The 22,612-nt window shown below is 39.7% G+C and carries 22 protein-coding genes; 11 read left to right on the forward strand and 11 right to left on the reverse strand.

The genetic code is table 11. The annotated features are described in order from the left end of the window. Positions 1-30: 30 nt before the first annotated feature. The 6 genes from ACFSR3_RS16695 (at position 31) to ACFSR3_RS16720 (ending at position 10,950) form a co-directional block, all read left to right on the forward strand. On the forward strand, positions 31-3,090 hold the full coding sequence (locus ACFSR3_RS16695) for a SusC/RagA family TonB-linked outer membrane protein (protein WP_379822625.1): 3,060 nt from the start codon (positions 31-33) through the stop codon (positions 3,088-3,090). 3 nt (positions 3,091-3,093) lie between these two features. Beyond that, complete coding sequence (locus ACFSR3_RS16700) at positions 3,094-4,590, forward strand: RagB/SusD family nutrient uptake outer membrane protein (protein WP_379822626.1); 1,497 nt, start codon at positions 3,094-3,096, stop codon at positions 4,588-4,590. Positions 4,591-4,596: 6 nt separating this feature from the next. Further along, a complete protein-coding gene (locus ACFSR3_RS16705; protein WP_379822628.1) occupies positions 4,597-6,126 on the forward strand; it encodes a PKD domain-containing protein in 1,530 nt (509 codons plus the stop codon). A gap of 4 nt (positions 6,127-6,130) precedes the next feature. Beyond that, positions 6,131-7,786 carry a glycoside hydrolase family 16 protein gene (locus tag ACFSR3_RS16710; protein ID WP_379822629.1) on the forward strand — a complete coding sequence of 552 codons (1,656 nt, stop codon included), beginning with the start codon at positions 6,131-6,133 and terminating at the stop codon, positions 7,784-7,786. Between the two features lie 93 nt (positions 7,787-7,879). Continuing rightward, positions 7,880-10,177, forward strand: coding sequence for a beta-glucosidase BglX (gene bglX, locus ACFSR3_RS16715; RefSeq protein WP_379822630.1), 2,298 nt, complete (start codon positions 7,880-7,882; stop codon positions 10,175-10,177). An 8-nt stretch (positions 10,178-10,185) separates the two neighbouring features. Then, positions 10,186-10,950 carry a glycoside hydrolase family 16 protein gene (locus ACFSR3_RS16720; protein ID WP_379822632.1) on the forward strand — a complete coding sequence of 255 codons (765 nt, stop codon included), beginning with the start codon at positions 10,186-10,188 and terminating at the stop codon, positions 10,948-10,950. A gap of 207 nt (positions 10,951-11,157) precedes the next feature. Here the strand turns inward: ACFSR3_RS16720 and ACFSR3_RS16725 are convergent, their stop codons facing one another. Genes ACFSR3_RS16725 through ACFSR3_RS16735 form a run of 3 tightly spaced genes read right to left on the reverse strand, consistent with a single transcriptional unit; the run spans position 11,158 to position 12,966 of the window. Continuing rightward, positions 11,158-11,649: a hypothetical protein gene (locus tag ACFSR3_RS16725; RefSeq protein WP_379822633.1), complete on the reverse strand. Its 492-nt coding sequence runs from the start codon at positions 11,647-11,649 to the stop codon at positions 11,158-11,160. Between the two features lie 39 nt (positions 11,650-11,688). Further along, on the reverse strand, positions 11,689-12,192 hold the full coding sequence (locus ACFSR3_RS16730) for a hypothetical protein (protein ID WP_379822634.1): 504 nt from the start codon (positions 12,190-12,192) through the stop codon (positions 11,689-11,691). 9 nt (positions 12,193-12,201) lie between these two features. Continuing rightward, positions 12,202-12,966 (reverse strand): MBL fold metallo-hydrolase, encoded by a 765-nt coding sequence (locus tag ACFSR3_RS16735; protein ID WP_379822637.1) that lies wholly within the window; start codon positions 12,964-12,966, stop codon positions 12,202-12,204. 86 nt (positions 12,967-13,052) lie between these two features. Between ACFSR3_RS16735 and ACFSR3_RS16740 the strand changes: the two genes are divergently transcribed. Then, a complete protein-coding gene (locus ACFSR3_RS16740) occupies positions 13,053-14,546 on the forward strand; it encodes a TonB-dependent receptor (protein ID WP_379822640.1) in 1,494 nt (497 codons plus the stop codon). Between the two features lie 126 nt (positions 14,547-14,672). Here the strand turns inward: ACFSR3_RS16740 and ACFSR3_RS16745 are convergent, their stop codons facing one another. After that, positions 14,673-15,560, reverse strand: a complete 888-nt coding sequence (locus tag ACFSR3_RS16745; protein ID WP_379822643.1) for an NAD(P)H-binding protein — start codon at positions 15,558-15,560, stop codon at positions 14,673-14,675. An 82-nt stretch (positions 15,561-15,642) separates the two neighbouring features. Here ACFSR3_RS16745 and ACFSR3_RS16750 point away from each other — a divergent pair, with 82 nt between their 5' ends. Together ACFSR3_RS16750 and ACFSR3_RS16755 are read left to right on the forward strand one after the other, a co-directional pair. Next, complete coding sequence (locus ACFSR3_RS16750) at positions 15,643-16,038, forward strand: winged helix-turn-helix transcriptional regulator (protein ID WP_114757121.1); 396 nt, start codon at positions 15,643-15,645, stop codon at positions 16,036-16,038. Between the two features lie 75 nt (positions 16,039-16,113). After that, on the forward strand, positions 16,114-16,740 hold the full coding sequence (locus ACFSR3_RS16755; protein WP_379822646.1) for a YIP1 family protein: 627 nt from the start codon (positions 16,114-16,116) through the stop codon (positions 16,738-16,740). 1 nt (position 16,741) lies between these two features. On the opposite strand, the gene ACFSR3_RS16760 is transcribed toward ACFSR3_RS16755, so the two are convergent. Further along, a complete protein-coding gene (locus ACFSR3_RS16760; protein WP_379822648.1) occupies positions 16,742-17,500 on the reverse strand; it encodes a LuxR C-terminal-related transcriptional regulator in 759 nt (252 codons plus the stop codon). Positions 17,501-17,794: 294 nt separating this feature from the next. On the opposite strand from ACFSR3_RS16760, the gene ACFSR3_RS16765 reads away from it, so the two are divergent. Then, entirely contained in the window at positions 17,795-18,196 is a 402-nt protein-coding gene (locus ACFSR3_RS16765; RefSeq protein WP_379822650.1) for a hypothetical protein, read from the forward strand. 202 nt (positions 18,197-18,398) lie between these two features. Here ACFSR3_RS16765 and bcp read toward each other — a convergent pair whose 3' ends face one another. After that, entirely contained in the window at positions 18,399-18,851 is a 453-nt protein-coding gene (bcp, locus tag ACFSR3_RS16770; protein WP_114757117.1) for a thioredoxin-dependent thiol peroxidase, read from the reverse strand. Positions 18,852-18,907: 56 nt separating this feature from the next. Beyond that, the gene (locus ACFSR3_RS16775; protein ID WP_379822653.1) at positions 18,908-19,384 is read right to left on the reverse strand and encodes a hypothetical protein; all 477 of its coding nucleotides are present in this window, start codon (positions 19,382-19,384) and stop codon (positions 18,908-18,910) included. Positions 19,385-19,434: 50 nt separating this feature from the next. Here ACFSR3_RS16775 and ACFSR3_RS16780 point away from each other — a divergent pair, with 50 nt between their 5' ends. Further along, positions 19,435-20,106, forward strand: a complete 672-nt coding sequence (locus ACFSR3_RS16780) for an endonuclease III domain-containing protein (RefSeq protein ID WP_379822654.1) — start codon at positions 19,435-19,437, stop codon at positions 20,104-20,106. 17 nt (positions 20,107-20,123) lie between these two features. Here the strand turns inward: ACFSR3_RS16780 and ACFSR3_RS16785 are convergent, their stop codons facing one another. From ACFSR3_RS16785 to ACFSR3_RS16800, 4 genes are all read right to left on the reverse strand, one after another. After that, positions 20,124-20,270: a hypothetical protein gene (locus ACFSR3_RS16785; RefSeq protein WP_169520437.1), complete on the reverse strand. Its 147-nt coding sequence runs from the start codon at positions 20,268-20,270 to the stop codon at positions 20,124-20,126. 51 nt (positions 20,271-20,321) lie between these two features. Next, entirely contained in the window at positions 20,322-20,906 is a 585-nt protein-coding gene (locus ACFSR3_RS16790) for an RNA polymerase sigma factor (protein WP_114757114.1), read from the reverse strand. Between the two features lie 232 nt (positions 20,907-21,138). Beyond that, entirely contained in the window at positions 21,139-21,606 is a 468-nt protein-coding gene (locus tag ACFSR3_RS16795) for a YdeI/OmpD-associated family protein (protein WP_379822656.1), read from the reverse strand. Positions 21,607-21,695: 89 nt separating this feature from the next. Beyond that, entirely contained in the window at positions 21,696-22,583 is an 888-nt protein-coding gene (locus ACFSR3_RS16800) for a S66 peptidase family protein (protein ID WP_379822658.1), read from the reverse strand. Between the last annotated feature and the right edge of the window lie 29 nt (positions 22,584-22,612).

The raw sequence follows: 22,612 nt of genomic DNA on the forward strand, positions 1-22,612 counted from the left end.
ATTTTAGATAATCACAAAAAACAATTTTATATGAAGTCAAAACTATTCTTGATTGCTTTTTTGCTGATTTCAACATTTGGCTTTGCCCAAAACATAGAAGTTAGTGGAAAAGTAAACGAAGTGGCAACCGGATTACCTATGCCCGGTGTTAATGTCACTGTAAAAAATTCAACAGTAGGAACGGTTACTGACATGGATGGTAATTATACCATTTCAGCCCCCAAGGGAGCTGTCCTTGTCTTCAGCTTTGTGGGCTTTAAAAGTCTCGAAGCAACTGTTACAGGCCCAAATGTAACAGTAAGCCTTCAGGAAGATGCTAAAACTCTTGAAGAGGTAGTTGTTATTGGTTACGGTACCCAAAAGAAGAAAGAGGTTACCGGAGCCGTGGGTTTTGTAGACAGCAAGACAATTGACCAGTTAAAGCCAGTAAAAGTTGAGCAGGCTTTACAGGGAACGGTTTCGGGTGTAAACGTTACCACAACGTCAGGAGCACCGGGTGCAAATCTTTCAATTCGTATCAGAGGTATCGGTACAAACGGTACTAATGACCCTGCTGTAATCATTGATGGTTACCTGGGTGACATCAACCTGCTAAACCCTAATGATATTGAGAGTATCACTGTATTAAAAGATGCGCAGGCTGCCATATATGGTACTATTGCAGCAAACGGTATCATACTGGTAACTACCAAAAAAGGTAGAAAAAACAGTAAAACTACATTCTCTTTTAATACTTACACAGGTTTCCAGGAGACTTCTAAAAAAATGAACCTTCTTAATGCTACTGAGTATGCTTTGTTGCAAAACGAAAGATATGCTAACGGAGGTAAAGCATTGCCTTTCCCTGATGTTTCGGGCATTGGCGTAGGTACAGATTGGCAGGATGAAGTATTTAACAAAGGGGTGCCTTTAGTTAATCATGATCTTACTATTTCTGGTGGTGGTGAAAAAATAACCTATAGCGTAAGCGGTTCACACCTTGACCAGGAAGGTATTATTGGTGGTAATAAATCAAGCTTTGAAAGAAATACTGGGCGTCTTTCGTTAACGGCTGATCTTACCGATAAGTTAAAGCTAAATACAAATGCCACATATACTTCATTTGATAGAAAAAATCTTAACGAAAATGTACTTGGCTCCGTATTGTTCAACGCAATTAATACACCATCTATCTACACTCCTTACGATGCGAACGGCGATTTAACCGTACTGCCTTCCGGAGGAGCTGCACCTGGTAGCAATCTGGGGATTGAGATCATCAATCCGCTTGCACAGATTGAAAACACCTACAATTATTACAATCTTAAAAAACTGAACGGTACTATTGGTCTTGATTATGAACTTATCAAAGATCTTGTTGTTACCGGCCGTGTAGGTTTCAATACACAAAATGCAAGACAAAAAGTATTCAATAAAATGGTCAGCTACGGTGGTAAAGTGTTCGATAACCCGAGAAGCAGTGTAAACCAGAATGCATTCCAGGATAACAACTATAGCTTTGACCTTTATGCTAACTATAAAAAATCGTTTGCTGAGGCTCATAACTTTACCATTACCCTTGGTATGACAGCGTATAAAGAATGGGGAGAAGGTTTATATGCAACCGGGTTCGACGTACCTAACAATGATATACGTAACGCTGACATCAGTCTTACAACAGGATTTTCAGAATCTAAAACTGCAAGTTCTTACAAGTATGACAACAGAAGGTTGTCACATTTTGCACGTTTACAGTATGATTATAAAGGACGATATCTGCTTTCCGGTATGATAAGGAGGGATTTATCAACCCGATTTGGCCCCGGAAATCAAGTAGCCTATTTTCCGTCAGTAACGGGGGGATGGATAATCTCTGATGAACCATTCTACAAACAATCTAAAGCCGTGAGCTTTGCAAAATTAAGAGCGAGTTACGGTTCTCTTGGTAATGATGTTGGATTTGGTGATAACAAATATATTGGTTTATTAGATGGAGAGGCTAGCTATATATTTGATGGCCAACTGGTACAGGGTACTGCTATTGGAGGTCTTGCAAACCCTAACATTAAATGGGAAGAAGCTCGTAAATTTGACGTAGGTGCCGATTTACGATTTATCAATGATAAATTAGAGTTTACTGCTGATTACTTTATAGATACCCGAAAAGACCTTATTATTCCCGGAATCCCTGTTTCAGGTATTATAGGCACTTATGGCCCTGGAGGACAAAATCCTTCTATCAATGCAGGTAAGGTAGAGAACAAAGGTCTGGAACTTGCTTTAACTTATAGCGACAAAATTGGCGATGACTTTAGTTTCCGTACCAGCTATAATGTAACTTTCCTTAAAAACGAGGTACTAGAGGTAAAGAATGGTACAGGTATTCTTGAAGGTGGTGGTTTTGGTGTAGGCCAGCCGGCAATGACAAGAATGGAAGTAGGTATGCCACTTGGTTACTTCTATGGTTATAAAACGGACGGAATCTTCCAAAATCAAGCTGAAATAGATGCACATGCAGATCAAACTACAATAAATGGTTCAGTACCAGCTCCGGGAGATATCCGTTATGCAGATCTTAACGGTGATGGCGTAGTAGATGTTAAGGATAAAACTAATGTTGGAGATCCTATTCCTGATGCTACTATGGGCTTTAATATCCAGCTTAATTATAAAGGTTTCGACCTTGCAGCTTACGCATTTGCTTCTTTGGGTAATGACATGGTAAGAAATTATGAAAGAGATGCTGCTGATGTTAACCGTTCAAACTATTTATTAGGAAGATGGCATGGCGAAGGAACAAGTAATTCTGTTCCAAGAGTTACCACCGGTAATACAGCTAATAATGTATTCTCAGACTATTTTGTTGAAGATGCATCATACTGCAGAATACAAAATGTGCAGCTTGGCTATACTATAAATAACAATTTTACCCAAAAATCAGGTATTACTAAACTTAGATTGTACGTGGGAGCTAATAACCTGTATACTTTCACTAAATATAGAGGTTATGACCCGGGAGCAAGTAGTGGTGCTCCACTATCATCAGGAATCGATTTTGGTTTCTACCCTGTACCGAGAACTTACCTTTTAGGTTTAAATCTAAACTTCTAAAAAATGAAAAGAAAAATAATAACAGCCATACTGGCTTTTAGCCTTATAACTATAGTATCTGTATCGTGTACTGACGACTTTGTTGATAGAGAGATTCCTTATTCAATAGGTTCTGATAATTACTTTAATTCTGAAGAGGAATACAATAAGGCTTTAATTGCAGCTTATGATATACTGCAATCTACCTATGTAAACGTTATTCTTGGCGAGATAGCTTCTGATAATACTTTTGCAGGAGGAGCTGATGCTAACGACGTTGTGGGTTGGCAACAGGTTGATGATATGACACATAACTCTGTAAATTCAAATATCAGAGATGTTTGGAACTGGATGTTTTCAGGAGTTAACCGTGCAAGCTACATTCTTGAGTTCAAGGATAAAACCGAATTTGAAGGTAAAGCGCAAATAATTGCTGAAGCACGCTTTTTACGTGCTTACTACCAGTTTGAACTTGTAAAATGGTTTGGTGGTATTCCAATGAAAGGCGATGCTCGATTTACACTTGGTGATGAACTTGTAATACCGCGTTCAACAGCCGAAGAAGTATATGAAGCAATTGAAAATGATTTATTACTAGCTATTCCTGATCTTAATGTAAACGCACCACAGGTAGGAAGAGTAACAAAAGGTGCAGCGCAGGCATTGCTTGGTAAGGTTTATTTATATCATGCAACCGTTGGCCAGGGGCATTCAGAAAAATATGCTGAAGCTGCCTCAATGCTCGAGCAAGTAATAGGCAGTGGTAAATTTTCCTTAAAGCAGGGCGCTGATTATTTAAACCTGTTTGAAGAAGCTCAGGAAAACAGTTCTGAATCAGTATTTGAAGTACAATATACCGATGTTGAAGGAGCAGGTTTTGGTTGTCTTCAATGTAGTGAAGGAAATGTAGCAGTTGGTTTCAGTGGCCCTAGAAGCTATGAAGGTCCATTATTTACTTCTGGCTTCAGCTTTAACATTCCTGTTCCCGAAGCAGCAGGATTATTTGAAGAAGGTGATAATCGCCTTGCAGTAACTATCCTTGACATGTCTGACTGCGGTTGTAGCTATGCACCTGCTCATGAGGATACAGGTTTCTTTAATAGAAAATACATACCGAGAACCAGAAGAACTGAAGCTGCCGGGGATAAAAACCTTACTAACCCTAACAACTACCGTGCTATACGTTATGCCGATGTACTGTTAATGGCCGCTGAGGCGTATAGCCATACAGGAAATACAGCTAAAGCACAGCAGTATCTAAATGAAGTGGTAAGAAGAGCTTATGGTAATCAGGATCACGATATTACATCAAGCGGTACTGCTCTTACTCAGGATATCCTGAAAGAAAGAAGAAAAGAACTATTTGGAGAAGGGCACCGTTTCTTCGACCTTGTAAGAACAGGACAAGGTAGCCTTATACCTGGCTTTAGCACTGGTAAGAATGAGCTATTCCCTATTCCAAATGAAGAAATCCGTTTTTCTAATAACCTCTGGACGCAAAATCCGGGATATACAAACTAATATATCATGAAAAATATAAAGATACTTATGTTGTTTATGCTGACGGCTTTTGCAATTAGCTGTTCAGATGACGAAACCAGCCTGGGCAGCGTAACAAACGCTAATCCGGCAGGTAATATTTCTGCACTTTTTACTATTACACAGGACAATACGGGATTAGTAACCATTACACCTAACGCCGAAGGAGCTGTTCGCTTTGAAGTGTATGACGGTGATGGTGCTACAGAACCTGTAGAACTGCTTCCGGGACAAAACATGCAACACATTTATGCTGAGGGTGTTTATCCTGTAAAAATCGTAGCTTACGACATTACAGGCAAAAGCAGTGAAGCTACTCAGGAACTTACTGTAACCTTTAGAGCTCCTGAAAATATTGAGATTATAGCTATACCGGTAGCCGGAAACTCTTTTGGTATCGATGTTACTGCAAAAGCCGATTATGAAACTTTCTTTGAGGTTACTTTTGGTGAGGCAGGAGAAACTCCAATTCCATTTAATGAAGGCCAGACTGTAAACCATGTTTATAGTGCAATTGGTACTTATACCATAACAGTAGTGGCATATAGTGGTGGTGTAGCTACGAGTACAGCTACTAAAGAAGTTACTATTCTTGACCCGCTTAAACTACCTCTTGATTTTGAAAGCGCTACCCTAACCTATTCGTTTATCGATTTTGGAGGTTGCGCTACAAGCCTTGCTGACAATCCGGATGCTACAGGTGTTAATACAAGTACTAAAGTAGCCCACATGGTTAAAAATGCTGGCGAAGTATGGGCAGGAACTGCAATTCAGCTTGAAGAAGTTATTGACTTTACTACTTACAAAGCCGTAAAAATGAAAGTTTGGTCGCCAACTGCTGGTATTCCTGTAACGCTAAAAGTTGAAAATGCTGCTGATTCTGGAATCAACTTCGAAAACCAGCAATTTACAACTGTAGCTAATGCCTGGGAAACACTAGTTTTTGATTACAGCGCAATAGATGCATCACAAGAATTCTCAAAACTGGTTATTTTCTTTAACCTTGGTACTAGTGGTTCTGGCGAATCATACTACTTTGATGATATAGAGCAAACTGTAAGTCCGCTTTCTATAACTTTTGAAAGCGCTGTAAATATGTCTAGCTTTGGCAACGCAATTACGACTGTAGAAGTTAATCCTGATCAAACAGGCATTAACACCAGCGCTGGCGTTGGTAAGTTTGAAAAACCTAACGGCGCTGAAACATGGGCTGGTGTTGCTTTCCCTCAAAACCTTCCACTTGATTTTAGCGTTATGAAGAAAGTTAAAATAAAAGTATGGTCACCTCAGGCAGGAATACCTGTACTTCTAAAATTTGAAAAAGGAGACGACAATCAGGTTTTCATAGAGAAAACACAAAATACTACCGTAGCCAATGCTTGGGAAGAACTTACTTATGACTATTCTGATGTCATTGATAGTTCTGTACCTTATCAGACACCAGTGGTATTTTTCAACTTCGGTGCAACCGGCGACGGTTCCATCTATTATTTTGATGATATAAAACAATCGAACTAAGATTATGAAAAAGACTTTAAATAACTTTATAAAATTCCTGTTTGTACTTATACTGGTAAGCAGCTGTCAGGAAGACGATTTAAGCTTTGGTGACATTGCAGCACCAACCGAGCTTGAGGTAACTGCCGAAATTGTGGGTGTAACTCCTGAAACTCCTAATGGCGATGGTACAGGAATTGTAAATATTACTGCCACCGCAAAAGGAGCTATGACATATCAGTTTAAATTTAGCGATGGTACGCAAAGCGAAGCTACTCCGTCAGGTAAGCTTAAAAAACAATTTACATCTCCTGGTGTTCACACTTATGTGATAACAGCAATAGCTTATGGTAGTGGTGGCTCACCTACAACTAAATCTATTGATGTTACGGTATATAGTAGCTTCTCTGATCCTGAAACACTACAAAAACTAACCGGAGGAGCAAGTAAAACATGGTATTGGTTTGCAGCAAAACAAGGACATCTTGGCGTAGGTCCTAATGATACAACACCTAATGGCTTTATACCTCAATATTACGCCGCCCCTCCATTTGATAAATCTTCGGGTGCAGCTGCTTGTTTCTATCAGGAATCACTTGTATTTACTAAAACAGGTGAAAATGAGCTGAAATACAAGCTTAACACCAACGGTAGTATATTTTTCAATGCTACTTTTAACAGTGTAGGTGGTAGTACAGCTCCGGATGATCAGTGTCTTGCATACGATACGTCACAAGAATTCAATGTAAACCTTATGCCTACAAACTCTAATGTACCGGCTGACCAGACTACAGGTACATCGATGAGTCTTAACGGCGCAACAATGGGATATTACATAGGAACAACAATGACCTATGAAATTATGAAAATCACTGATACCGAGCTTTATGTAAGAGCCGTTATGGAAGGCAATCCTGCATTAGCATGGTATCACATATTTACAACTAAAACTATTGCCGAACAGCAAAACACAGGCGGTGGAGATGACGATTTTACCGATCTTGTTTGGTCAGACGAATTTGATACCGATGGTGCTCCAGATGCCAGCAAATGGACATACGACATAGGAACAGGTGATAATGGATGGGGTAATAATGAGCAGCAGTACTACAGAGCTGAAAATGCAGTAGTTGAAGGAGGTTCACTTAAAATTACTGCAAAAGCTGAAAGTTTTGGTGGTAAAGATTATACATCTGCCCGTCTTAAAACCGAAGGCCTGTATGATTTCACTTATGGACGAGTTGAAATACGTGCCAAACTGCCTAGCGGAAGCGGAACATGGCCTGCGCTATGGATGCTTGGCGCAAATTATCAGACCAATGCATGGCCTGCATGCGGTGAAATCGACATAATGGAGCATGTAGGTAACGATCAGGATCATGTACTTGGTACATTACACTTACCTGGAAATTCAGGCGGTGATGGCATTAGTGCAGGAACAACAGTAACAGGTGCTTCGACAGATTTCCACGTTTATGAGTTGATTTGGAGTGCTACAAAAATCACATGGAAAGTTGATGGCGTAGAGTTTCATTCATACAACAACACTGCTTCTACTCCATTCAATGCTGATTTCTTCATGATCATGAACGTTGCAATGGGTGGTAACCTTGGCGGACCGATCGCACCGGGCTTTGTATCGTCAACAATGGAGGTTGACTATATAAAAGTCTTCCAATAAAAAATATTCTATCTATTCTATATTCACAGTTACCCAATAGTAAAGAGCCCTGCAAAGGCAGGGTTCTCTCCTATTGGCTTTTAAAAAATTATAATGAAATATAATTTACCAAAATTCATCTTGCCTGCTTTGCTGGCACTGGCACTTGGCTGCAGTTCTGCAAAACAGGATATTGCACAATCTCCAAAAAAAAAATCACCCATTGACCGAAGAGTCGATTCGTTAATGAACCTTATGACCCTCGAAGAGAAAGTGGGTCAGATGAATCAGTACAACGGTTTCTGGAATGTAACCGGTCCGGCTCCAAAAGATGGCTCGGCCGCAAAAAAGTATGAACACCTTAAAAAAGGCTGGGTAGGTTCCATGCTAAATGTAAAAGGTGTAAAAGACGTTAAGGCACTGCAAAAAATTGCTGTAGAAGAAACACGTCTTGGCATACCCGTTATCTTTGGTTACGACGTTATCCACGGATACAAAACCATCAGCCCGATTCCTCTTGCTGAAGCTGCAAGCTGGGATATGGATGCTATTCAAAAATCGGCTGAGATTGCCGCTGCAGAATCGGCAGCATCAGGTCTGAACTGGACATTTGCCCCAATGGTAGATGTTTCGCGCGATGCCCGCTGGGGTCGCGTAATGGAAGGTGCAGGAGAAGATCCGTACCTTAACAGTGTTATTGCTGTGGCACGGGTAAAAGGCTTTCAGGGTAACCTGAGCGAATTTAATCTTGCTGCCTGCGTAAAACACTTTGCAGGCTATTCATTTGCAGAAGCAGGTAAAGATTATAACACAGTAGATGTGAACCGTAATACGCTTCACAATGTTATTCTCCCTCCTTTTAAGGCAGCCGCCGATGCCGGTGCGCTTACTTTTATGAACTCATTTAATGATGTAGATGGCATACCTGCTACAGGAAACGCCTACCTACAGAGGGAAATTCTTAAAAAAGACTGGAACTTTCAGGGCTTTGTAGTGAGCGATTGGGGCTCTATGGGCGAAATGGTTGCCCATGGCTACGCTAAAGACCTTAAGCAGGCTGCAGAACAGGCTGCAAACGCAGGAAGCGACATGGACATGGAATCATCCGGCTATGTTGAGCATCTTGCTGCTTTGGTTCGCGAAGGCAAAGTATCTGAAGACAAAATAAACGATGCGGTAAGACGTATCCTTAGAGTAAAATTTCAATTAGGGTTATTTGACAACCCTTACAAATACTGCGACGAAGCTCGTGAGGCAGCTACAGTTGGCAAAAAAGAGTTCCATGACGGAGTGCTTGATGTAGCCAAAAAATCGATTGTATTACTTAAGAACGAAAAGAACCTGCTTCCATTAAAGAAACAGGGACAAAAGATTGCAGTTATCGGAGCTTTAGCAAATGATAAAACCAGCCCTCTTGGCAGCTGGAGAATTGGTGCTGATGACGGTACTGCGGTATCAGTACTTGAAGGACTTGCTAAATATACCGGCAACACTGTTAAGTATGCCAAAGGTGCCGATGTGGCTTTAGGCAATCCACAGTTTGTGGTTGAAACCAAAATAAACATGACCGACAAAAGCGGTTTTGATGAGGCTGTAGCTACTGCCAAAGGTTCCGATGTAGTTATTATGGTATTGGGTGAGCACGGACTACAGACAGGTGAAGGCCGTAGCCGCGCCGAGCTTGGACTTCCCGGAGTTCAGCAGGAACTATTAGAAACTATTTACAAAGCAAACCCTAACATTGTTTTAGTACTTACCAATGGAAGACCGTTAACCATCCCCTGGGCAGCTCAAAACATCCCTGCCATTGTAGAAGCATGGCATCTGGGTACTGAAAACGGCCACGCAATTGCTCAGGTTCTGTATGGTGATTATAACCCAAGTGGTAAACTACCTATGAGTTTCCCTAAAGCAGTAGGGCAATTACCGCTTTACTACAATCATAAGTCTACCGGAAGACCTGGTGGTGATGAACCTACAGAAAGCGTATTCTGGTCGCATTATGGCGATATGCAAAACGCTCCGGTTTATCCTTTCGGACATGGTTTGAGCTACTCTACGTTTGAATATTCAAACCTGAAATTAAGCGCTAATTCATTTGGACAAAATGGACATATCACAGTGAGCGTAGACGTTAAGAACTCAAGCAATATAGACGGTAAAGAAGTAGTACAGTTGTACATTAGGGACATGGTAGGTTCAGTAACACGACCTGTAAAAGAATTGAAAGGTTTTGAAATGACTGAAATTAAAGCCGGTCAGACCAAAACCGTAACATTTACCATTGACGAAAAGACTATTGAATTCTATACTGCAAATGGAAAATGGGAAGCGGAAGCTGGCGATTTTAAAGTATTTGTAGGTGGAAGTTCTGTAACAAAGCTTCAGGCTCCGTTTAGCTATTCAAAATAAGACAGACTATGAAAAAAATATCACTTATACTGCTTTTGGCCGGTACAGTAGCTTCGGCTCAGGTAAAAAAAGGAAAATTGGTATGGGAAGAAACCTTTAACGGCAAAACCCTGAACGAAAAAGTATGGAACTTTGAGCTTGGCGACGGATGCCCCAACGTATGCGGATGGGGTAACAACGAGCGCCAGATATATACCAAAACCAATCACAGGCTGGAAGACGGTAAACTTGTCATCACAACAAAAAAAGAGGGTGATAAATATACCTCAACCCGTATTACCACTGCAGGCAAAAAAGAGTTTAAATACGGCTACATGGAGGCAAGAGCTAAACTTCCTGTTGGACACGGCATCTGGCCGGCATTCTGGATGCTTGGCTCTAATATTTCTAAAGTAGGTTGGCCATTAGCCGGAGAAATTGACATTTTAGAATATATAGGCCGTGAGCCTCATACTGCCTACACTACCCTGCATACACAGGCACATCATGGTGATAAGGCAAGCTCTAAAAAAACACCTATAGCTGATATCGAGAAGGGATTCCATACCTATGGTGTGAAATGGACACCGGAACAAATGGAATTTTTTATTGATGACAAATCAGTTTATACTTATGTACCGGAGAATAAAAGCGAGGAGGTATGGCCTTATGACCAGCCCTTCTATTTTATACTAAATACCGCCGTTGGAGGCAACTTTGGCGGTCCGGATGTAGATGACAGCATATTCCCCCAGGAATACATTATAGATTATGTAAGAGTATACGCGAATTGATCATTCTCGTTGTTGGGTTAGTTCATAAAAGAGGGTTTTGCAAGGACCCTCTTTTTTTTGTGATTTATTACAAATGCATCTTATCAATAAAAAATCCCACCTGCCATTACAGATGGGATTTTTTTATGTTCTTTATTATGTAGATTTCTTAGCTTCGTTTCACTTCGGACGAAATGAAACTGTTAACTTAGAACTGTCAGCCGTAAACTAGTATGTTTCTGCTTTATCGTCACCGGTTATTTGCCCTTCGAGTATTTCTGCTCCTGCATACTGCAACTGTCCATTTTTCTTGAGACTATACTTCTTTTGAAGTTCCAGAGACCATTCACCCCCTTTATAAGGCGTACCCTCTTTCTCTCTTTCAAGCATTACTGAATCAGTAACGTCCGGAAGGAATAATTCTGCCTTGTCCCCATCATCTTCAAAAACTACAAAAGCACTTTTGTTCATGCTTTCGCCTTTTAGTTCATCAATACGATTCAGGCGATACCCTTCTTCAAAAACCCTGATGCACTCTTCTCTTAACTTAGACCAACTGTAGCCTGCCGAATGTACACAACCGTGTTTGTCCTTATCGGTGCCTAAAACAACATTTTTATCGGTAATAGTCCCTGTGTCGTCCTTGCTACGGTCTTTTAGTATGCCGTCACACGAAAAAATAAGAAAAGCCAATGCCGGAAGCATTATCAGTTTTTTCATAATCGATTTTTTAAAGGGTAACTAATGTACAAAAAAATATTAATACGGCTTAAATTCGTAAAGCGTATTGTCTATCCTTTCAAAAGTTACAGTACCATTTTCTTCAACAAAATATTTTATCAATACTTCTCCCCAACGAAGTCCGTTATAGAAATCAGCAATAATCCATCTGTGGTTAAGCACTTTAATTTTTGCAATAGTAAATGGCTTACCTCCATCCATTGGAGGATAACCAATTAAAGGGTTACCATTAGGATTGGTATTTTGTTTGAAAATAGCATCCGTTATAGCCATAACAATAGCTTTAGGATCCTGCCCTTTAAAATATTCCTGAGCATTAGTATTATTTTCAAGAGAGAAGTAGTTTTCTGCTGCCATTTTCTCTTTTTCAGCATCAACTTGTTTTTGTGAAGCCTTAACATCGGCCTTCATTTTTTCTATACGTTCGTTTTCAAATTTCTGCTGGCTTGTAAAATACATGTAGGTAAATACATTGATAAGCAATGCGAAGATGAACAGGTATAAGAAAAGGTTCTTTTTCATGGTATTGGTTTAAATGTCTATTTGTAAATTATCGTAAGCCAAAAATACGTTTTCCGGCAATTTTTCCTGTACTTCAGCATGAAATCCCATAAGACTGCTGATATGAGTTAAATAGGTACGTTCCGGCTTTACTTTATCAATAAAATCGAGAGCTTCCTGAAGGTTAAAATGTGTTTCGTGGGGTGCTTCACGCAATGCACTAACAACCAGTACTTTTATCCCTTTGAGTTTTTCAATTTCTTCAGGAGCAACCGTTTTAGCATCAGTCAGATAAGCAAAATCACCAATTCTGTAACCTAAAATCGGGAGGTTGCCGTGCATTACCCTAATCGGCAGAACCCTTTTTCCTGCCAGTGAGAATGAAGTATTATGATCAATCTCATGAATAGCAACCGAAGGTGCTCCAGGATAACGATTTTCTTCCTCAAATATGTATTCAAAACGTTTTTTCAGGCTTTCTATTATACGATCTTCGGCATAAATTGGCATGTCCCCCTGCATAAATACAAAAGGCCTGATATCATCTATACCGGCAGTGTGATCGGAATGTTCATGGGTAAAGAGTATGCCATCCAGCTTAACACATTTGCTGGTAAGCATCTGCTGGCGAAAGTCGGGACCACAGTCAATCACATACGAGGCATCATCCCACTGCATCCAAACGGACACACGGAGGCGTTTATCGCGGGGGTCGCTGCTCAGGCAAACCGGATGGTTACTTCCTATAACCGGTATGCCCTGCGATGTTCCGGTACCTAAAAACCAAACTTTCAAAATAGGGTTATTTTTTCACAAAAATAGCATATTTGTTTTATAACACGTAGTGTTTTCCTAACTTTGCCATATATCATTTTTCTGCTATGAAATTAACGGATGAAGACATAACCCTGAAAGGCGACAGGGTAATTGCACACGTACCTTCAATAAAGGATAAAGCACTTCGCATCAATCTTAACGAACATATTTACGGAACCTTTTCTGAAATTGGCGCCGGTCAGGAAACTGTCCGCCATTTTTTCCGATCAGGAGGTTCTTCAGGAACTATTGCAAAAGCGATGTCGGCTTATGACAAAGACTTTAGCGACGCTATTTATGGTGTTGAGGAAGATGGACGTTATGTTACCGAAAGCCGCCTTAAAAAAATGCTTAGTCATGAGGTTAAGATCATCGAAAGCCGCCTAAAACGCGACAAACACCCTAACAAGGTTTTTTTCAGTTATGCCAATACGGTTGCTACTATTGACTTCGCCAAACAATTTAAAGGTCATGGCTGGGTAGGTATTAAATACCAGGTAGAACCGGACGAAGATTATAACGAAATTACACTGCACATACGCTTTAAGGAAACCGATGCCAGACTTCAGCAGGAAACACTCGGGATTTTGGGCGTTAACCTTATTTATGGTGCATTTTATAAATACAATGACCCTAAAAAACTGCTTCGTTACCTGTACGATCACTTAGACAAAGATCAACTTGAGATCGATACGATCAATTTCTCAGGGCCACGCTTTGCCGATGTAGACAACAGGCTAATGAGCCTTCAGTTGGTTAAAAACGGTATGACCGATGCGGTAATGTTCGATCCTAATGGACATAACGTATTGCCAGCTGCCGTGTTATACAAAAAGAACATTCTTGCGCTTCGCGGAAGTTTCCGTCCTGTAACCAAGGTAAACATGGACATGTATGAGAAGTCATACAAAATGTTCCTTGAAGAGAATAAAGTAGATAAAGATAAAACCCTTGTGGTTTTCGAAATTACACTATCTAACCTTCGTTCTGAAGGAGAAATTGATGAGCGTGACTTTATGGACCGTGCCGAGTTGCTTTGCTCACTTGGACAAACGGTAATGATATCAAACTTTCAGGAGTATTACAAAGTGGTTGAATACTTCTCTTCTTACACCAAAGCCCGTATGGGACTTGCCATGGGTGTGAGCAATCTTGTAGATATCTTTGATGAGAAATACTATCGTCACCTGAGTGGAGGTATATTAGAGGCTTTCGGTAAATTATTCTATCGTGACCTTAAGGTATTCTTATACCCTATGAAAGATGAGGACGGTAATGTGATTGACTCTGAAACGCTTAAAGTTCACCCACGAATGAAAGAACTCTTCAAGTTCTTTAAATTCAACGGAAAAGTAATTGATATTGCCAATGTAGATCCAGATAATCTGGATATCTTCTCGAGAGAGGTACTTAAGATGATCAATAAAGGTAAAACGGGATGGGAAGATATGCTGCCTCCTGGTATTGCAGAACTTATCAAAAAGAATCACCTGTTTGGTTATGACCCTAAGAAACTACTATCGGAACAAAATAATACACCTAACAGTACTACAGTATAACAAAAAAGAGCAGCTCAGGCTGCTCTTCTTATTTTATAGAGAGTAGAGACGTAGCAGTGCTACGCCTCTTCAAAACGATATAATTAATACCTACAAGGTTTTGGAAGCCTTACAGGTAATAAAGAATTATCTGTTATATATCGCTGCCAGTTCTTTGGCAAATGGAGCAAATTTTCGGCTGCCAAAATTATTGGCTTTATCAGCAAGGTAAGGTTCCCATATAGCCCCATCACCTATTGCCCTACCCATTTCGGCAAAGTTTTCAGCCATATGCGCGGAGAAACCACCCTGCATGATTCCCTGTTTTAACTGATCATCAGTCATAACAACCCAGGGAAGTTCCGGTTTACCGAAAGCTTCGCCAAGCGTTGCGGCAAGTTCGCCACCTGTAAATTCATCACTTATAACATACTGCACCTGTTTTCCGTTGAAAGAAAGAGTATCAAAAGCTTCAGCAGCAGCATCGGCAATATCATACGGATGCGACATCATAATGATAGTATCGGCACTAAAATTATTCCCCATAAAGCCCATACGCTGAATCATACCTACACTTCCGTGATGATTGGTATAAAACATTCCCGGACGCAGGTGCAGCACGTTTACTCCCTCAAGCTGATTTAGCCTGCCTTCAGAGAAATAAAATGCACTAGAAGGTCCGTTACCCTCCGGACTTTGGGCACCTATCCCACTCAGGTTAGCAACATACTTTACACCTGTAGCCTCTATAGCTTTGGCATATTTATCTGAAAGGTCTTTCATGGTCTCTTTCAGGTTTTCTGCCTGAGCGTTTGGCGGAATCATTACATACACGGCATCAGCACCAGTAAAAGCCTCTTTCAGGAATGCTTCATCCTCTACTGAACCAATGGCAGGTGTAGCACCCAGCCCCTCAATAGCAGCAGCCTTGTCGGCATTATGGCTTATCACGGTAACATCATGTCCTTTTTTTACTAATTGTTCCGTAAGTCTTTTGCTTATGTTCCCAAGGGAACCTGTAACTGTTATTTTCATTTGTTTAATTTTTAATTAATGATGGAACAAATGTATATTTGTACTTACTTTTATACAAGTACTTACCCTAAAGTATGTATCCATGACACAGATTAAAGAAAGCTCGACCATACAGGAAAACAAACGTTTTGCCCATCAGGAATGCCCCGTAACCTATGTTATGGAAAAGATAGGCGGGTATTGGAAACCTATCATTTTGTACCATCTTCTTACCGGGGCGAAAAGATACGGAGAATTGCGCAAGGCCATTCCGCATATAACCGAAAAAATGCTCATACAGCACCTGAAACAACTGGAGACCGATGACCTTGTGCTGCGTACAGCATTACCCGTTGTACCTCCACATGTAACCTATACGCTTACCGAAATGGGACAGGCATTAGGACCTGTGTTATATGCAATGGGCGAATGGGCGATTAAAGACAGTACATTTCACAACAAACCGTTCTTTAAAGATTTAAAGGATTTTCCGGTTTAACTGTAATAAACCGGCTTCGGTTTAATAGAATTATCTTATATTTTGTAGTATTGCATACCAACAAACCCTTATAGTATGGAATTGAATGAATTTGAAGAATACACACAAAATGCAGAAATCGAAGAAAATCTTTTCAAAAAGATCATAACAGCACCAAAGGAAGCCTTCAGATTTATAGCAGACCATCAATATGAAAAGCATATGGTACAGCTTTTAGTTCTTGCCGGAATGACCAGCGGGCTTGATAAAGCAGTTGAAAAAACCATGGCTGGTGACTCAGGTATCATATCTGCATTAATCTATACAATTATTGGAGGACTTTTCGGTTGGATCGGTTATTATATATTCTCTGGAATTCTAAGTCTTACCGGTCGTTGGCTTGGAGGCGAAGGAAAAACTGATACTATATTACCTGTAATATCCTATGCTGCCATACCTACAATAGCAACAATACCTCTATTAATAGTGAGATACGCTATAGGTTTTGAACCAATAGTTTTTGATATAAAATTTGTGGTATATTATGTTGTATTGTTTACTGAAATAGTATTGTCTTTTTGGGCGCTTGCATTGTTGGTTATTGGATTAGCCCAGGTACAGCGTTTTTCTATTGGTAAAGCAATACTCAATATTTTGTTGCCTATTTTAATAATTTTTGTTCCTATCCTAATCTATTTTTTTGCAACCTCTACAACATCATAACCTACACCCACCCATTATTATAAGCTATTCCCAATATCTCTGAGGTCGATTTGGCATTGGTTTTTTGTAGCATATTCTTGCGGTGGGAATCGACAGTATGCTTACTGATACAAAATGCCTCGCTTATCTCTACGCTGTTCATTCCTTTAGCAAGGGCGCGAAGTATATCCTTTTCCCTATTGGTAAAGAATGGTTTGGTGGGTTTAAAGATATTCTGAACATCTACATTATAATAAGAGGGCTCCCCTTCCATTCCTATAAATGACAGTAAAGGTTTGGTTTCTTTCTTAAGATGTGAAATATCAGTGTTGATAACAAAAGTGCGTACATTTTCTTCGTCGTGTTCTATTATTACAAACTGATTAAGTAAACGAATATACTCACCATTCGCTTTTTTTAACCTAAAGTCATACTGTACCTTATACCTAAAGAGCTTCGCCCCTGACATACCATTAAAAAAGTTAGTGATTGCTACCTCAAAATTCAGGAAATATGGCAAATCATCGGGATGCATGATACTTCCTAAAAAGGCAAGTGTGATCTTTTCTGAAGGGTACCCAAGCACCTTTTCAACTTCCGAACTGACATTCTCCATCAGGGATTTACGAACATTCATCGTAAAAAAGTAGTAATCCCCAACATGAAAAACATCAAGAATTTTCTTTTGCAACTGCAAATCAAAATCTTCATTCTTAGCATTCTCATCAGTAGGTATGGTCCCCCATATCTTTTGCAGTTCATTGTACATATCCAGTTCCATAATTTAGGTTAGTTAAGTTGGTTAAAATTAAATAATTCTTGTTAAAATTTAAAATGTAATCTTAACATTTCATCGATAAAACAATGATTAAATCCGACGAAACAAATTTAAAATCCGTCTAAATACATATCAATGGGAAAATCCCTATTTATGGGGATGTTTTACCTATTGTTTTTTTTTGTACATTAGAAGTAAGAAATATTAACATATGTTGAACCTTTAAAACAGGTATTTTTACCTGCTATCAGCACTCGCTATTTTCAGATATTTGTAATATTTAATACCATACCCCCCATGGGCATTACAAGACAATACGGCACAATGAAGAATGGCAGTTTTAGATTTGGACCTGCCAATCCATCGATTGATTTATCTACAGTCTCTTCGAAAGGCGAATTCTCGCTTTCGATTACTGTAAACGTAAGAGACGCCAAAGGATCAGTCGCTCAGGGTGAAGAGATTATTTTCACCGTAGACAAACACCCGGAATGGTTATCCATCCCGGCAGTAACAGCTATAACCAACAATTCGGGCAATGCTGTCCTGACCATTCATGGCAGAGTGGGCAGTGCCGCCGAAAGCGGTTATGTCGCCTTTAAAGTAACCAACAAGAACAACCCAGAGCAAAATGGCTCAGGAATGATTGCCTTTACCGGCAAACACGGCGGACGAATGAAGCGTTTGTTCTTTTTTTAATCTTTAAACCAGTAAAACACGAAAAAATAAAGGGAAGCAATTGCTTCCCTTTTTGTATTTAATCTGTTTTGTCATTTCGAGCGAAACGTAGTGTAGCCGAGAAATCTCAATAATAAAAACACACCCCTTCCCGATAGCTATCGGGACTCTCAAGAGGGGAAAAGCTTCACTCACTCCCTAAACTAAAACTTAAGCATATTTTTTACTTCAATATCTGCCCAGCGTGCTCTTTAGTCTTCACGGCTGTGATCACCTCATCAATAATTCCGTTCTCATCGATTACGAATGTGGTACGGTTGATGCCGTCAAACAGCCTGCCCATAAACTTTTTAGGGCCCCATACACCAAACGCATTGATAACGCTTTTGTCTTCATCAGCAAGTAATGGAAATGGCAGTTGGTATTTATCCTGAAAACTTTTTTGTCTTTTGGCACTGTCAGCACTCACACCCAAAAGCTCGTAATTCTGCGCCTGAAAACGGTGGTAATTATCCCGAAGATCGCAGGCTTCAGCGGTACAGCCCGGCGTGCTTGCTTTAGGGTAAAAGAAAACCACGAGTTTCTTTCCTTTATAATCGGCTAATGTATGTGTTTTACCATCCTGGTCAACGCCCGAAAAATCAGGCGCTTTATCTCCTTTTGTAAGTGTTGTCATAAGTGTATATTTTGTATAGCTAAGTTATCTCAAAAAGATTAAATTCTTTCCAAAATTCAGTTTTTATAAACCCCATCTCTTTTGGTTATACCAACAATCCCAAAACTTTCTTCATCAATATCAACTATGGACTGAATGTTGTTTAAAAAACTAACTATATTTTTATACCCTAAAACCCTAAAATGCAAAAAGAGCGCTTTTTTTAATTTGTTACCTTCATCAATATAATAAACATAAATAACGACATCTCTACTTCTGCCAAAGCCCGTAAGTTCACATTTTATAAGTTGCACATCCTGTATTGATATCCATCTAAAGTGAATAAGATATTTAACCAATAAGAATTTGTTATTAAGCAAAACAATATGATTAATCCGTGAAACAAATAATATAAAATACAACGAGCCAATCACATAACAAAAGCTTCCTAAGAAAAAAAAGAATACACTTATGGCTACTGTTAAAACAAATAACAATCCCATTATTAAAATAGAATACTTATCTATATAGTAAAAACGTAAATCTTTTGACATTTCAAAATAATGCTTAATACATATATTTGTAAAGCTAAAATACATTAAAAATGACCAAAGCGCAAAAGGTACAGTTCGTAATGGACACCCTTGACGAAATATACCCAACAATACCTATCCCGTTAGACCATAAAGACCCTTATACCCTGCTTATCGCGGTACTGATGAGCGCACAAAGCACTGACGTTCGTGTGAACCAGATTACGCCGCTATTATTTGCCAAAGCTGACAATCCGTATGATATGGTTAAGCTAACCGTGGATGAGATTAGGGAGATCATAAAACCTGTTGGGCTTTCGCCAATGAAGGCCAAAGGGATACACGGACTTTCGCAAATATTGATAGACAAACACAACGGAGAGGTGCCGCAAAGTTTTGAAGCGCTGGAAGAATTACCTGCCGTAGGGCATAAAACTGCAAGCGTGGTTATGAGCCAGGCGTTTAACGTACCCGCTTTTCCTGTAGATACTCATATACACCGACTGATGTACCGCTGGGGATTTACCAATGGTAAAAACGTAGTTCAGACAGAAAAAGATGCCAAACGCCTTTTCCCTGAAGAAAAATGGAACGAACTGCACCTGCAGATCATCTGGTACGGACGTGAATATTCACCCGCGCGTGGGTGGGATTTAAAGAAAGATATCATCACAGCAACCATAGGCCGCAAGTCGGTTTTAGAAGAATACGAAGCCGCTAAAAACAAAAAAACCTCCCGTTAATCTGCGGGAGGTTTTTCTTAATTAGCGATATTCTCGTATGTACCGTTTGACGTCTTAACTACTTTTAAAGCCTTTGAATAATTAAGTATAAAATCGATCGTTTCTTGTTTAGGTAACATTTTTGGAGCTTCCGCTAATTTCTTTTTAGAGTAAAGTTTTGCCATGTATAGGTTGTTATGTTTCCCTATAGAACGCAAAGAAGCTCCTTATATTGTTTAATTGGTTAAAATTATTTTATTTTTTTCGATAACCTTTCTTAAGTTCATAAGCGCATACCTCATCCTTCCAAGGGCAGTATTGATGCTAACCCCAGTTAAATCAGCTATTTCCTTAAAACTTAAATCCTGGTAAATACGCATTTGAAGGACTTCTTTCTGATCGTCAGGAAGTTCCTCGATAAGGCGTTGCAGGTCGTTTTCCACCTGTTCTGTAATAATCCTGTTCTCGATGTTAGGACTGTTATCTGTCATAATAGAGAAAATAGAGAACTCTTCTGTTTCACGGAACATTGGCATTTTTTTGTTCCTCCTGAAATGGTCAACGATAAGGTTGTGCGAAATACGCATTACCCATGGCAGGAATTTACCCTCCTCATTATACGAGTTAGATTTCAGTGTCTTGATTACCTTGATAAAAGTATCCTGAAAGATATCATCAGCAATATCCCTGTCAGTTACCTTAGAATAGATAAAACCGTAAATTTTTGATTGGTGTCTGCTGATTAGTGTAGCAAGAGCGTTTTCGTCTCCATCTACATAGTTTTTAACCAGAACAGCGTCGGGGATTACAACATTAGCCATAGCAAATACTTTTTAATTGTTTTTTTGAATTTGGTTTCGGTAAAACAGAACTGGGTTCTTTAAAAAGTAATTTTTTGTATAGGCTGTGTTAATTTTGAATTAATTATAAGCCAAATATAATATAAATAAAATTTAAAATGCAATAGTTAATGTAAATTTTAACATAATTAGCACAATAATTTTCAAAATACAAGAGAAAATTCAGTGTTTTAGACTTATAGCAAAACAATTGTTAAATTATTCGTTCCCTGCGTTTTAGCTTAAAAATTGTTTTAACAATCCTTTCCTTAACAGTTTCCTCACGCTTTGCAGAAAAAATCCACTTTATGCACATGCGCTGTTCCCATTTTCTGTATCCTTTAAAGATTTCAAACACACTTTCTTCCATTAATCGTTGCTTAAAATCTTCAGGAATCTGAAAAACACCAGTGTCCCTGTATAAAGTAATATGCACAGTATCGCCTTCCTCCTTGCCTATTGCTTTGCGTATCTCAGCTTTAACCGCCATCATAAGTACACCCTGAAAAGACATTAACGACACGTCGCTGAACTCATAATCATCAATAGTCCCTTTTACTTTTACGACTCCAAAAGCAGCCTCAGGGTCTTTGGGAATCTCCGGCAACAAAACATACGTCCACCCTCCCTTTCCCGGAAAGCGTTCTAGTTGGTATTCTTTATCGGTTAAAAGTTCGTCCATATTTTATTTTTTACCACAGGGTTCACAAAAATGGTTCACAAGGCACACAAAGCTTTGTGAACACCGTGTAACCTTTGCTGCCTTTGTGGTTAAATGAATTCATATTTAACTGTATCTCCTTTATCACTTATCCTAATCTCCCTGCCCAAAATAAGTGCCCTGTTATCGCTTATATGCCCTGAAGGGAAACCAAAGTACACCGGACAGTCAAAATGTTCCAGCGTGATCTGCCTATCATTCCTGCCAAAAGGCAAGGTAGCTTCTTTGATGTCGACCATACTGCCAACGATCACTGCTTTAAGCCCTGACAGCTTCCCTGCCCTTTTTAGCGCAAGAAGCATGCGTTCGTAATGGTATAGGTATTCGTCGATCTCTTCTATAAAAAGGATTTTATCTGTCGTATCAATATCGGTTACAGAGCCCAACACAGAATACAACATCGACAGGTTACCCCCTACCAGCGTGCCTTCAATAGCATCTACGCTCCTGTTTTCAGGCAATGCAGGGATTTCATAGCTAAGGCTTTCGCCAAAGAGTGCCTTTCGGATACTTTCGGATGATTCCGGCGTACTCCCGGGCATGCCCTGTAGCATTACCGCATGTAGTGTCTGAATCCCAAAGTTATGAACATGGCAATGCAGCAGCGTAATATCGCTATAACCTACAAGCCATTTTGGATTGGCTTTAAACGCTGTCCAGTCGATACTGTCAATAATGCGCAGTGTACCATAGCCGCCTTTGGTAAAGAAAACAGCTTTAATCTCGGTATCATCCAGCATCTGCTGAAGGTCAGACAGGCGTTCTTCATCCGTACCGGCAAGATAGCCATCGGATGAGAACGCATTGCGCCCAATTACAGGCGCTAGTCCCCAGTTGTTAAGTATGCCAAGAGCATCGTTTATTTCATGTGGTTCGCAACGTTTTGCGGTACTCACTATCCCGACCTTATCGCCGGGTGAAAGGTATGGTGGTGTCATTGTTAACTCTTTTACACACCCCTAGCCTC

The sequence above is a fragment of the Flavobacterium suzhouense genome, from assembly GCF_042684765.1.
GTDB lineage: Bacteria > Bacteroidota > Bacteroidia > Flavobacteriales > Flavobacteriaceae > Flavobacterium > Flavobacterium suzhouense.